Source organism: Luteolibacter sp. Populi, assembly GCF_040801775.1.
In the GTDB taxonomy this organism is placed as follows: Bacteria; Verrucomicrobiota; Verrucomicrobiia; order Verrucomicrobiales; family Akkermansiaceae; genus Haloferula.
Genome location: NZ_CP161812.1, coordinates 2,911,791 through 2,924,102, shown reverse-complemented (window position 1 = coordinate 2,924,102; position 12,312 = coordinate 2,911,791). Strand labels below are relative to the sequence as shown.

The window sequence follows — 12,312 nt, the reverse complement described above, 5'->3', positions numbered from 1 at the left end:
CGGATTCTAGCATCCAGCCCCGCTTGGTGACGCGGTAGCGGGGTTGAAAAAAGAAAGCAGTGCAGCGGCCAAGGCTGCAAATTCTTTGTGGCGCTAGCCGTGACGGTCAATTGCACTTTTCCTTGGGCCCCCCGGGTGGTATCCCAGCCTCGCCCGCGTTTTCTACCAGTGATGCCTCGTCTTTCGAAAGATCAACATGAGCTTCTGACCACCACCGTGGACCGGTGGTTGAAAAAGAATTATCGGCAGCCCGTCGACCTTCCGGCTTTGGCGCAGGAGATCGGGATTACTCGCTTTCTCCTCTGCCGCCTCTATCATGAGCGCTCCGGCAAGACCATCCGCCTCAAGCAACGGGAAATCCGCATTCATCACGCGGCCAAGTTGCTGGCCAGCGGAACCGGGAAAGTCGGCGATGTCGCCCGCGCGGTGGGTTACGGCAGTGTGAGTCATTTCACCAAGGCCTTCCTGGAGGAAAAGGGCCTGCTCCCCAGCCTCTGGAGGAGCCGCCCGCGGATCATCGCTCTCCCGAAAACTTCCGGCAATCTGCCGCCCCCCGGCCTGGCCTTTGTCAGGACCATCGGCGAAGTCCCGCCGGAGCTTTCCTACGTGTCCGGCCACTGGGACCCCGCGGGGGTCGATCCTGCCCCCTCCGCACGAACTCCTAAACGTCCTGCTGCGCGCAAAAAGGAAGGAAATGCCTTCGTGGATTAAGGGACGCTCCTATCCCCGCCTGCCTTCGCCCCTGCCGCCGCCTTTTCCAGATCCTTCGTCTCCAGCAGCTCCCAGTTCCCGTCCTTGGCGATCCGCAGCAGCCAGTCGTGGTGCTTCAAGAGCGTCGAGCGGTGCCCGACGCTGACGTAGGTGTAGCGGTGCTTCCGCAGGTAGTGATACATCCGCTCCTCATTCGGCTCGTCGAGCGCGCTGGTCGATTCGTCGAGGAAGGCGACGGCGGGCCTCTTGAAAAGAAGGCGGGCGAAGGAGAGGCGCTGCTGCTCGCCGAGCGAGAGCATGTTCGCCCAATCCGCCTCGCGGTCGAAGTCGCCGTCCACCCGGGCCGCAAGCTCCGGGAGATTGACCGTCTCCAGCACTTCCTGCATCGACTCGTCCTCGCTGTTCCGCCCCGAGCCGGGATACTCGAGCTGCGCGCGCAGGCTGCCGGGCACCATGTAGGGCCGCTGCGGCAGGAACATCATGTTCCGATACGGCGGGCGGCCGATCTTCCCGGCTCCCGAAGTCCATAGCCCCGCGATGGTCCGCAGCAGCGAACTCTTGCCCGAACCGCTCTCGCCCATGATCAGCATGCTCTTCCCGGGCGGAAGTTTGAAGCTCAAGCCGCGGATGAGTTCGCGCCCTCCGCCGGGGGTGCTCACCGTCAGGTCCTCGAGGATGATCGTGCGCTCGTCCTCGCTGATTTCGATCTGATCCGAGGTCTCGGCCTCCAGGTCGTCCTCCGCATCCCGCTCGTCCAGGAACTCCCACAGCGACCCAAGACGGGTGACTCCCGCAGCGAACTGGCTCAACCGCTCGAACTGGGTGATGACCACCGAGACCGCCGCTAGGAAGGTGGCGAAGGCCCCGGTCGCCTGCGCGATCGCGCCAAACTCCACCTGGCCGGCGAGGAACAGCGGCGCGACGATGATCAGTGGCAGGATCAGCGCCAGCGAGTTGTAGCCGGTGGTGAAGAAGGCCAGGTTCCGGTTCCAGCGGATCAGCACCACCATGTTCCCTACCACCCCGCCTAGCCGGGCCCGCAGGTCGCGCAGTTCCCGCCGCTCGCCGCGATAAAACGCGATCGACTCGGCGTTGTCCCGCACCCGCACCAGGCCGTAGCGGAAGTCCGCCTCCCGCTCATACTGCAGGTAGTTCAGGCCGATCAGCCGTTTCCCGATCAGGAAGGCGACCAGTGTGCCAAAGACCGCATACCCGATCAGCACGAACATCAGCGTGTGGGAGATCGACCACAGCACTCCCGCCAGGCCGAGCATCTGGATCGTGGACTGGAGAACCAGCAGGGCGAAGGACAGCGCCGTGGTGGTGAAGTTGCGCGCGTCTTCCGAGATCCGCTGGTCCGGATTGTCGATCTCCTCGTTGGATTGGAGCCGGTAGTAGGCGCGGTTGTAGAAGTAGCGCAGCGTGAAGGTGCGGGCCAGGAAATCGCGCCAGTTCAGCGCCATCCGTGCCTCCATGTAACTGTAGAAAGCCGCCAGCGGGATCCCGGCCGCCATGATCCCGAGGTAGATCCAGAGCCAATGGTGAAAGCCCTCGGCGTAGCGCCGCTCAAGCGCCGTCATCATGTAGCGCATAACGTAGCCCGCCCCGATCACGCTCACCCCGGTGGAGGCGACCATGAGCGTGATCAGGACGCCGAGCTGGATCCAGGCCTTGCCCCAGGTCCGGCCGAAGAAGTAAGGCCGGACCAAGCGCCATAGCTGGGCCCAGACGTGGCGCGTGAACTTGGGAGCTTCGTCCATCAGTCCCGCACCCGTCAGCCCGGAATCTGCTGAGCGCCAGCGATTTTCACGTCCCGGTCTAACAAAATTCCGGGAACACCTGAGGATTCCTTAAAGGGGTTACCTTAGAGGGATAACCTTTGCGTGCCGTTCGGGGCTACGGGTGGTGTGCCGTTCGGGGCACCACCCCCGTGCCGTTCCGGGATACGGGTTTTAGGCCGTCTTGAAGCGCTTGGCGACCTCGCTCCAGTTCACCACGTTCCAGAAGGCCGCGATGTAGTCGGGGCGCTTGTTCTGGTAGTGCAGGTAGTAGGCGTGCTCCCAGACGTCCAAGCCCAGGACCGGTGTGCCGTAGTCGGAATCGGGGACGATCTCCTTCATCAGCGGATTGTCCTGATTGGCCGTGCTGACGACCTTGAGCTTCTTGTCCTGCACGATCAGCCAGGCCCAGCCGGAGCCGAAGCGCTTGGTGGCGGCTTCGTTGAAAGCCTTCTTCAGCCCGTCCACGGAGCCGAAGGCGGACTTGATAGCGGCGGCGAGGTCGTCGCCCGGTTCACCGCTCTTGGCGGCGGGGGTCAGGATCTCCCAGAAGAAGCTGTGGTTCCAGTGGCCGCCGCCGTTGTTGCGCAGGGTAGTGCGCAGCGCCTCGTCCTTGATCGCGGCCAAGTCGCCGACGATCGCCTTGTCGGTCTTGCCTTTCAGGAAGTCGTTGGCGGCGATCGCGTCGTTGAGGTTCTTGATGTAGGCCGCGTGGTGCTTGCCGTGGTGGATCTCCATGGTCTTCGCATCGATGTGCGGCTCCAGCGCGTCGAAGGCGTAGGGCAGCTTGGGCAGGGTGAAGGCGGCATCCTGGGCCATGGCAGCGGGGGCCGCGACGGCGGCACCGGCTGCGACGGAGAGCTTCACGAAGGAACGGCGGTCAAAATTCGAGGGATTCATGGTCCCCGACGATAGGCAGGTGCGGGCGGGGGACAAATGGAAAGACGGTGAAAGGATCGGCCGCCCAGCTGCGGGGGTGGGGCGGCGGCGGAAAAATCTCCTATCAAGCCCCTAACTCCGCATTCCTCGCGGCCACGGCACCCGCCGCAGCCTGCACTTCCTTCAACCGTTTGCGGGCGCGCGAGTGCTTCACCAAGCAGATGATCGCCACCGGCAGCCCCAGCAGCAGCGAGACGATCAGGCCAGCCACGGTCGCCACGAGAGTCTCACCAATTTGGCCGGCTAGATCGCCCACGCCGGACGACAGGCCATCTTGTCCCAAGGTGCCGAAGTCGTTCTTCTGCGACATCACACTCCCGAGCAGGCCGACGACCGGAGCCAACACGGTCAGGATTGCCGCCACGATTCCTGCGACGAGCCATCGGTTGCCTTCCTTCAGGGGCGGTGCTTCCATGGGCTCACCTTGGTCAAGAGCCCTGTGCCTTTTCAAGCTTCCACGATCTGCACCCATGAACTCATCCGCTTCCCGATCCCGCCCGGTGGTGCTGGTGGCCGCGTGCCTGACGAATGTCGATGGCCATGCCGCCTATATCACGCGCCGCCCCTATCTGGATGCGCTGCGCCTGGCCGGTTGCCAGCCGCTGCTGGTGCCGGGCGCGGGGGCCGATGAGGTGGACGCGCTGCTCGATCTGGCGGACGGGGTGTTGCTGACCGGCTCGCCCTCGAATGTCCACGCCTCGCATTACGGCGAGGCGGTGCTGGATGAATCGCTGCCGCAGGATGCCGGGCGCGATGCCTGGAGCCTGCCGATGATCCGGCGTGCGATCGCCCGCGGTGTCCCGATCCTCGGGATCTGCCGCGGATCGCAGGAGATGAATGTCGCACTCGGCGGCAGCCTGCATCAGGCGGTGCACGAGGTGCCGGGCATGGCTGATCATCAGCCGACGGTAGCGGAGGTTCTTTCCAGCCGCTACGGCCCGGCGCACACGGTGGCGATCGTGAGCGGCGGCTTGCTGGATTCGCTGTTAGGGGCGCCGAGCATCATGGTGAATTCCGTCCACGGCCAAGGCGTCAAGCGGCTGGGCGAGGGCCTGCGGGCGGAAGCGCTGGCTCCGGACGGGCTGGTGGAAGCGTTCACCGACCCGGCCGGCAAGGGCTTCAATCTGGCGGTGCAGTGGCACCCGGAATGGCTGGCCGCGGAGAATCCGGTATCGGTGAAGATCTTCGGGGCATTCGGAGATGCGTGCCGGCGGTATCAGGGCTGACTTCGATCAAACGGCGCTATCGACTGAGGCGGCATCCTTCAGGGCCTGCTTCAATAGGCTTTCCAAAGCATCGGAGCGCGTGAAGAGGATCAGGCGTCGCGCGGCGCGGGTGCAGGCGACGTAGAACATCTTGGCGTGATCGGTGCGCATTTCGTAAAGCGCATCCTGATCCAAGCGGGGGTCGCCTTCCTGTTCGATCAAGGAGTCGAGCCCAAGCACCAGTACCACGGCGGCTTCCAGACCGGTGGCGGCGTTCAGGGTGCTGACGGTGCAGAAGTGGCGGTAGTCGCCGGGTGTCAGATCCTTGGCGTCGCGGACGGTGCCGGCGCTGAGTTTGGCTTCCAGCACCCGCTTGAGGTCCTCGAAGGACCGGTAGTCGGTGTGGAGCAGCACCACGCGGCCGCCGAGATCCGGACGTTCTTGCCGAATCCGCACCACTTGCTCGACGGCCCGGTGGATTTCCTGGGCCGGACTGGCGGCGCGGATGATCTCGGGCCAAGTTCCGGTTTCGTCGATGGCATCCAGCAGGGCCCGGTCGGCGAGATCGGTTCCGCTGCCAGAGTCGTCGCCGTCGTGCGGCTGGTGAAGTTGATAGAGCGCGGTGGCGAAGGCGAGGATGCGGCGGGTGCTGCGGTAGGGCTTGGTCAGGCGGGTGGAGCGGCCGCGGACGTCGATGCCGGCGGCGAGCCAGGACTGGCGGCGCTTGAGGAAGCCTTGGGTGGGATCGGCGCTGAGGAAGAGCTGGCCGCCGGGGTTCAAGGCTGCCAGCACGGGAGTAAACCACGCCTTCGCGAAGAACTGCGCTTCATCGATGAAGACGAAGTCGTAGTGCGGGCGGATGCGCTCCGGGCGCTCGATGGCGACCTGTTGGAAATCGAGAGCGCATTCATGCCAGTCCGAGTCGCGGCGCAAGGCGAGTTCAGCGCGGTAGGACTCTAACAGCCGCCAGATGGCGCTGCGCTTATCGCCGGTCAGGCCTGCGGAGCGACCGCTGCGGTCGAGCGCAAGATACTCCGCTTCAGAGCGCACTCCCAGATCGCGCAGGTAGTTGATCTCCTCGGTGAGGAAGGCCGGGGTGAAGCGATCCAGGCCGGAAATGCTGCCTTTCATCTGCTCGAGCATGCGCTCGGTTTGAGGACTGGAGATGATCTTGTTCGCCGGCGGGGTGATGTGGCGGATGGCCCAACTGAAGAAGGTCTGCCATTCGATGCTCCGGTTGCCAGGCATCATCGCTTCGAAGCGCCGTCGCAATTCGCCGTTGATGGGGCGGTTGTGGGTCAGGACCAGCAGCCGCGAGCCGGGATGGAGGCGGGCGAGTTGGACCGCGCGGTGTAGGAGGACCAGCGACTTGCCGGAGCCCGCGAGGCCGGTGACGAGGCGGGCATTGCGCTCCCCGGCCACGAGTTGGGCTTCCGGACTGAGTTCCATGTCGAGCTTGGCCAGCGATTCCTGGTCGATGTCGAGGAAACCGGCGATCTCCGGCGTTTCGCCATGGCGGAGGGCAAGAGGTACGGGGCGGCAGGAATCGTGGATCACTGCCTCCGGCGTGAACTCCTTCCGCAGTGCGAAAAGCTGCGGCGAGTCCAAGGGCGCGGTGGCGAGCGCTTCGAGGCGGCGGGTGAAGTCGCCCTCGCCCATCTGCTTGATGCCGAGGAAGGAGGTTTCTTCCTCCGAGGAGCGTAGTAGTTCGATCTGGTCGATGGTCGATTGCTCGACATTCGGGAAGACCACCAGCCGCCGCAGGGGCAGGCCGGGAGCGACTTCGATGCCTTCCGACTGGCGGGCGGATTCGAGGAAGCGCTCCATGACCTCGCGCTCGGAAGCACCGAGCTGCTCCGGCGAAAGGACCTCCGATTCATCGAGGAAACTGCGCTGCAGGGCGGTCTCCGCCAGTTGCTGGGTGGTGGCGGCGACCTGGATCAGGAAGCCGTGACGCTCCCGCCAGAGGACAAAGAAGTGGGGCAATCCCGCGCCCATCGCGAACCAGACCGTGAAGGTGTCGGGAAGCCGGCGCAGCGCCTGGAACATGCGCACGACCGAAGGGCTGGCGGAGCCGCTTGGTTTCGACGGGATCAGGATGGCCATGGTGCGGTCGTGTCCTTGATCCGTGAGCAAAAGATGATCGCTCCTTCGTGGCCGCCATCGGCGAGTCGATTGGCGTGAACCGCCAGCTCTTCGGGAACCAGCATGACGGTCTTCAGGCGGGCGCGGGTGACGGCCACGTTCAGCCGCTCCGGTTGGAAGAGGAAGTCGGCGAGGCGGTCGATGAAAACGGGATCGGAAGCGGTCATCGCCACGATCATGACCTCGCGTTCCTGGCCTTGGAAGCGCTCGACGGTATCGACGGTGACGGATCTCCAGCCACCCTCGGGGAATGCGAGCCGGAGCAAGCGGCGGATGTGGCCGGCCTGCGCGCGGAAAGGCGTGACGACCCCGATTTCCTCCGCATGGACGCCGCCCGCGACGAGGCGGGCTACCAGCTCCTGCACGCGGCTCGCCTCCTCCTCATTCTTGACGCTGCAGCCCGGCGAGGACTCGCGCAGGACGGCGAAAGAGGGCTCCGGCAGCAGTTCCCGCGAGGGGTCGGGCCCGCCGAGGTGGAGACGGCGCTCGTGTTTCCCCTTCAGTCGCCCGCCGTAGAAGGTTGCGGAGGGCCACTCGGCCAGGGTGTCGCTGAGACGGTAGCTTTCCTCGAGCATCACCTCCATGTCGCGGTCCCTCAGCAGGCCGAAGACCGAGCGTGCGCGCAGCGGTGTATCGTGCCCGGTGAGTAGGACTGGCGCGAGCTGCTTGTCATCGCCGAAGAAGAGCCAGCGCTCGCCCCGCAGCATCGACATGGCGGCCTGGACCGGGGTGATCTGGGAGGCTTCATCTAACAGGATGGTATCGAAGCGCGCGGAGTAGAGACCGGTGTTCTTGCTCCACAGGGCGAAGGGGGTGGCTCCGACGACATGTGGCTCCCGATTTTCCGCGAGGCCGGATTCGGCGTAGTTCTCGAAGGACTCGAAATCACCGGTGGCTCCCGGCGGGGAGAAGCCGATTTTCACGACCCGGGCCTTGCCGCCGATGACTTTGCGGATCGCGGAAAGGGCGTGGTTGATAGCGCGGTGGGTCGGGCCGGTGACCAACAGGGTTTCCACGCGATCCAAGAGGCGATCCGCCACTTCGGCGAGGACGCGGGTCTTGCCGGTGCCGGGCGGGCCTTGGACGAGAAAGGCATCGCGGGCTGCCACGCAGTTCGCGACGGCATCGACCTGGGAAGGATTGAAGGGGCCGTCTTCGAGATCGTCGCGACACTCGGAATCGAGATCGAGGTCGGTTTCCGCCTCCGCATCGCCCATCAGGACCGCGAGCAGGCGCGGGGAGAGCGCCAGGGAATCGAGGGCATCGAGATAGCGGTCGGTGAGGTCGATGTGATCGGAATCGAGGGTCCAGAGATCCGCTTCGCCGGGGGTCGGGCCGCCATTCCAGATATGGGCGTGGATGCCCTCGTGGTCTTCACCGGCCAGGATCAACCGGGCGGCGGGCAGGAAGGGATCGTTTCGGCTGAGGCGGACGAAATCACCTTCGCGTAGGAAACAGGGGTGGACGTCAGGCGAGACCAACTCGAAGAGGATCTTGTGTTTTTCCTGGCGGAGAATCCTGAGGTTTCCGATGGCGCGGCCATTGGCGAGCCGCTCGGTGAGAGGTTTGCGCCACTGTTCCTCGGCTTGGCGCTTCTGGGCGGTAGCCTCCGCCAAGGTCGAAGCGCGCAGGGCATCGAGCCATGCGGCGGCTTCGGGAGGAGCGAAGAGCATGGAGTGGATGATAGGGGGAGAGAGATGCTTTTTAAATGTTAAAGATTGGCTCTCCGTCAGGTTTGCTGATGCCCCTTCGAGGAAGCTCCCGATGCTGACCGATGCCCCCCTTTGCGGCGCAGTCGCCTTCGCGGGGAGACCCATCGTGGTCCATCAGAGCCATACATTTCCGGACTTAAGCCGGTGGTTTCGTTGCACTCCACCATTGGCTAATTTCCGACGCACCTCCGGCGCTAAGATGCCTGCGCCGCTGAGGGAGAGGTCGGGCGAATCCAACCGAGAGCCGAAAAAGGCACCCCTTGCGGAGTGCCTTTCTTGAGATCGGATTAGAAATTTAAGATCTAAAATTTGAGATCCCGAATCTGAGATTTGAGATCGGCGATCTCAGCTCAGCGACCACTCGGGCAGCCTGACGATCTCGCCGCCCTTGAGGGCGGAGTCGTGGGCGAGGATGCCGGTGCAGGTGATGTTCGCGCTCTGGACGGCATTCGGATACGAGTCGGTGCCGGTTTGGAGCATCTTCACGAACTGGTGCACGAGGTGCGGATGGCTGCCGCCGTGGCCGGCACCCTGGGTGAAGGAGAGGTGGTCCTCGCCGCTCTCGCCGCCGTAGACGCCGCCCTTGGTGAAGAGCTGGATTTCTTCCGGAAGGTAGTGGGCGAAGTCGGGGCACTGGACTTCCTCCGGGATCTCCGGCTCGGGCTTCTTGGCGGTGTGGATGACGAGCGGGTCGTGCTCGATCAGCGGCCACTCGACCGACTTCTTCGTGCCGTAAACTTCAAAGGATTCGCGGTACTGGCGGGCGACATCGAAGAGCGAGCGGACGACCTGTGCGGAGAGATCGCTGTCCTTGAATTTGATGTGGCAGGTCTCGATCGCGAAGGGCGAGCCGTAGCAGGCGTGCATGTCTTCCGCGATGGTGCCGGAGCCGAAGCAGGAGACGTATTCCGCTTGGCTACCCATCAGGCCGAGGATCGGGCCGACACAGTGGGTGGCGTAGTACATCGGCGGCAGGCCGGGCCAGTAGCCGGGCCATCCTTCCATGTCCTGCTGGTGGGTGGCGCGCAGGAACTGGACCTTGCCGAGTTCGCCCTGCTCGTAAAGTTCCTTCATGAAGAGGAACTCGCGGGCGTAGACCACGGTCTCCATCATCATGTACTTCAGGCCGGTCTCCTTGACCAAGTCGACGATCGTCTTGCAGTCCTCGACGCTGGTGGCCATCGGGACAGTGCAGGCGACGTGCTTGCCGGCCTTGAGCGCCTTGATCGCTTGCTCGGCGTGGTCGGGAATCGGCGAGTTGATGTGAACCGCGTGGACGTCGGGATCGGCGAGAAGCTCGTCGTAAGAGGTGTAGCGTTTGTCGATGCCGAACTTATCGCCGACTTCATCCAGCTTGGACCGGGTGCGCTGGCAGATGGCGTAGGCGTTCACGCCCTTGAGGCGCTGATAGATCGGGATGAACTCGGCACCGAATCCGAGGCCGACGATGGCGATGTTGATGTCACTCATGGGTTGGAGAAAGAGGAGGGATAGGAGAACAGACTTAGATGGATCGTGCGGGTGCGATCAAGCGGAAGCGGCGAGCGGGACCAAATTGGCGGGTTTGGCGAACAGATCGCGCATGAAGGCAAGGCCGCGGGAGGCGAATTCGTCCTGGGTCGCGGCGAAGCGCCTCCAGATGCAGACGGCCCCGGCCAGATCGCGGTTATCCGGGGTGAAGGATTCTATGACGATCGCGCCGGAGTAGCGGATGTCCTGCAGGGCCTCGTGGAAGTCCTGCCACGGGGTGAGGCCGGTGCCGGTCACGCCGCGGTGATTCTCGCTGACCTGGACGTGGATGAGATCGTCACCGGCCTGGCGGATGGCGGCTCCCAGATCGTGCTCCTCGAGGGTCATGTGGAAGGTGTCGATCATGGCCTTTGCCGCCGGGTGGCCGATGGCGCGGATCAGGCGGAGGGTGTCGGCGGTGGTGTTGACCAGATCGCTCTCGAAGCGGTTGATCGCCTCGATCGCCAGCTTCAGCCCGCGGTTGCCGGCCTCGGTGGCGACGGTGCGCAACTCCCTGGCGGCCAGATCCCATTCCCGCTGCCGCTCGTCCGACGGGAGTTGGCGGGCTTTTCCGACCTGAGCATACATCGGGCCGGCGATGAAGGGGATACCGAGGGCTTCGGCGAGGTCCATCAGCCGTGAGAGATAGGCGCGGGTATGGGCGCGCACGGCGGGATCGGGGCTGGTGAGATCGCGACCGGGGCCGAAGGCGCCGCAGAGGTAGGGCGTGAGGCCGGTTTCCTCAAGGATGGGGAGGATTCGTTGCGCATCAACGAGGTCCGGATCCTCGATCGGCAATTCCACCGCATCGAAACCAAGGCGGGCGATGCCGCGCAAGAGATCGGCTTGATCCGAAGAGAAGGGGGAAGTCCACAGCCAGGTGCTAGCTCCAAAAGTGACGCTCATGAGTTTCGGCGAGCCTAATGAAATGGCGTCAGGGGGGCTATGATGAATGGGGTCTGGGTGTGTATGTTTGCGCGCGAAGCGTGAATTTGCGGCCCTCGCGGGGGCTCGGGAATTTGCGGATTGCGGATTGGCGGGGGCGGATTGGAATGGGGCGTGAGGTGGAAACTGCCCGGCCGCGAGATCGTTTTTCCCCGTCGCCCGCTGGTGATGGGGATCGTGAATGTGAACGACGATTCATTCTCGGGGGACGGCACCCTCGATGTGGATCAGGCCTTGGCTCTGGCGAGGCGTCAGGTGGAGGAAGGGGCGGATGTGATCGACGTGGGGGCGGAGAGCGCGCGGACGAACCGGGCGGCGGTGCCGGTTGCGGAGGAACTGCGGCGTTTCCGCGGATTCCTGGAGCGCTGGCCGGAGGTGGCCGGGGGCGCGGTGCCGCGGGATGCGGAGCAGGTGTGGCCGCCGGTTTTGTCGGCCAATACGTGGCGACCGGAGACGGTGGAGGCGGTCCTGCCGCTGGGCGTGGAGTTTCTCAACGACATGGGCGGGCTGCCGGATGACCGCAATGCCCGGCTGTGTGCGGAAGCGGGGGCCTCGCTGTTAGTCATGCACTCGGTGGGCGAGCCGAAGGTGCCGCACTTTCACCAGCAGTGGGAGGATGTGATGGCGGAGATGGAGGTGTTCTTCGAGGAGAAGATCACGCTGGCGCTTGCAGCGGGGATGCCGGCGGAGGCGCTGGTGCTAGACCCGGGAATCGATTTCGCGAAGCAGCGGGACGACAACCTGCGGGTGTTCCGTGAGCTGGCGAGATTGCAGCGGTTCGGCCGGCCCTTGCTGGTGCCGGTGAGCCGCAAGACGGTGATCGGGGAAGTGCTGGGAATCGCCGATCCGCAGGAGCGGGATGCGGGCACGGTGGCGTGCATTGCGGCGGCGGTGCGGCGCGGCGCGGGGATCTTGCGCGTGCACGATGTAAGGGCGGCGTGGCAGGCGGTGAAGGTGCTGGATGCGATCGGTTAGCCTGAATTCCGAAATGAGAACCACGGAATACACGGAACACACGGAAAGCAAAAGAGTTGAGCTGTTGATGCCGCACACCCAAAGGATGCGTTCCAACTCCCACGCAAGCGGTTCATCTTCCGTGTACTCCGTGTGTTCCGTGGTTTTCTATTTTCCCGTTTAGGGTTAGAGGCGGGCTGCGTGTCCAGTCTGACGCGTCAGCGCGGAGGCACTGCCCCGCAGAAGTAGCCTGAAGTGCTTCGCACATGGCGGGATCGGTGCGGAGAGCGACGTCGCTTGGCTGCCTACCCTTTCGTGTCCGCGGCAGCGAGGGACCGTTCTGCGGGCCGGTGGCTCCGCGCTCCCAGGGGAAGAGCCGTCCGTGCTGCCGGCACGAAAGCAATGTGCGCTGGC

The 12,312-nt window shown here is 64.4% G+C and carries 10 protein-coding genes; 3 read left to right on the top strand and 7 right to left on the bottom strand.

Going from position 1 to position 12,312, the window contains the following annotated elements; translation table 11 throughout:
* The first annotated feature begins 171 nt into the window (after positions 1–171).
* A complete protein-coding gene (locus tag ABWK72_RS11765) occupies positions 172–711 on the top strand; it encodes a helix-turn-helix transcriptional regulator (protein ID WP_367874984.1) in 540 nt (179 codons plus the stop codon).
* Here ABWK72_RS11765 and ABWK72_RS11760 read toward each other — a convergent pair.
* The 3 genes from ABWK72_RS11760 to ABWK72_RS11750 form a co-directional block, all read right to left on the bottom strand.
* On the bottom strand, positions 708–2,471 hold the full coding sequence (locus tag ABWK72_RS11760; protein ID WP_367874983.1) for an ABC transporter ATP-binding protein/permease: 1,764 nt from the start codon (positions 2,469–2,471) through the stop codon (positions 708–710). The genes ABWK72_RS11765 and ABWK72_RS11760 overlap by 4 nt on opposite strands.
* Positions 2,472–2,663: 192 nt before the next feature.
* Complete coding sequence (locus ABWK72_RS11755) at positions 2,664–3,308, bottom strand: superoxide dismutase (RefSeq protein ID WP_367875337.1); 645 nt, start codon at positions 3,306–3,308, stop codon at positions 2,664–2,666.
* A gap of 184 nt (positions 3,309–3,492) precedes the next feature.
* Entirely contained in the window at positions 3,493–3,843 is a 351-nt protein-coding gene (locus ABWK72_RS11750; protein ID WP_367874982.1) for a MotA/TolQ/ExbB proton channel family protein, read from the bottom strand.
* A gap of 55 nt (positions 3,844–3,898) precedes the next feature.
* Between ABWK72_RS11750 and ABWK72_RS11745 the strand changes: the two genes are divergently transcribed.
* Entirely contained in the window at positions 3,899–4,654 is a 756-nt protein-coding gene (locus ABWK72_RS11745) for a gamma-glutamyl-gamma-aminobutyrate hydrolase family protein (protein WP_367874981.1), read from the top strand.
* A 6-nt stretch (positions 4,655–4,660) separates the two neighbouring features.
* Here ABWK72_RS11745 and ABWK72_RS11740 read toward each other — a convergent pair whose 3' ends face one another.
* The 4 genes from ABWK72_RS11740 to ABWK72_RS11725 form a co-directional block, all read right to left on the bottom strand.
* On the bottom strand, positions 4,661–6,739 hold the full coding sequence (locus ABWK72_RS11740; protein ID WP_367874980.1) for a UvrD-helicase domain-containing protein: 2,079 nt from the start codon (positions 6,737–6,739) through the stop codon (positions 4,661–4,663).
* A complete protein-coding gene (locus ABWK72_RS11735) occupies positions 6,727–8,451 on the bottom strand; it encodes a DEAD/DEAH box helicase (protein ID WP_367874979.1) in 1,725 nt (574 codons plus the stop codon). The genes ABWK72_RS11740 and ABWK72_RS11735 overlap by 13 nt, the downstream gene beginning before the upstream one ends.
* A 384-nt stretch (positions 8,452–8,835) precedes the next feature.
* Positions 8,836–9,960 (bottom strand): Gfo/Idh/MocA family protein, encoded by a 1,125-nt coding sequence (locus tag ABWK72_RS11730; protein WP_367874978.1) that lies wholly within the window; start codon positions 9,958–9,960, stop codon positions 8,836–8,838.
* 57 nt (positions 9,961–10,017) lie between these two features.
* Positions 10,018–10,905, bottom strand: a complete 888-nt coding sequence (locus tag ABWK72_RS11725) for a sugar phosphate isomerase/epimerase family protein (protein ID WP_367874977.1) — start codon at positions 10,903–10,905, stop codon at positions 10,018–10,020.
* 153 nt (positions 10,906–11,058) lie between these two features.
* Between ABWK72_RS11725 and folP the strand changes: the two genes are divergently transcribed.
* Positions 11,059–11,919 (top strand): dihydropteroate synthase, encoded by an 861-nt coding sequence (gene folP, locus ABWK72_RS11720; protein ID WP_367874976.1) that lies wholly within the window; start codon positions 11,059–11,061, stop codon positions 11,917–11,919.
* Positions 11,920–12,312 lie beyond the last annotated feature (393 nt).

Excerpts from the sequence above, each read along its gene's own strand:
- ABWK72_RS11765 (WP_367874984.1), top strand. The coding sequence starts at position 172 with ATGCCTCGTCTTTCGAAAGATCAACATGAGCTTCTGACCACCACCGTG.
- ABWK72_RS11760 (WP_367874983.1), bottom strand. The coding sequence starts at position 2,471 with ATGGACGAAGCTCCCAAGTTCACGCGCCACGTCTGGGCCCAGCTATGG.
- ABWK72_RS11755 (WP_367875337.1), bottom strand. The coding sequence starts at position 3,308 with ATGGCCCAGGATGCCGCCTTCACCCTGCCCAAGCTGCCCTACGCCTTC.
- ABWK72_RS11750 (WP_367874982.1), bottom strand. The coding sequence starts at position 3,843 with ATGGAAGCACCGCCCCTGAAGGAAGGCAACCGATGGCTCGTCGCAGGA.
- ABWK72_RS11745 (WP_367874981.1), top strand. The coding sequence starts at position 3,899 with ATGAACTCATCCGCTTCCCGATCCCGCCCGGTGGTGCTGGTGGCCGCG.
- ABWK72_RS11740 (WP_367874980.1), bottom strand. The coding sequence starts at position 6,739 with ATGGCCATCCTGATCCCGTCGAAACCAAGCGGCTCCGCCAGCCCTTCG.
- ABWK72_RS11735 (WP_367874979.1), bottom strand. The coding sequence starts at position 8,451 with ATGCTCTTCGCTCCTCCCGAAGCCGCCGCATGGCTCGATGCCCTGCGC.
- ABWK72_RS11730 (WP_367874978.1), bottom strand. The coding sequence starts at position 9,960 with ATGAGTGACATCAACATCGCCATCGTCGGCCTCGGATTCGGTGCCGAG.
- ABWK72_RS11725 (WP_367874977.1), bottom strand. The coding sequence starts at position 10,905 with ATGAGCGTCACTTTTGGAGCTAGCACCTGGCTGTGGACTTCCCCCTTC.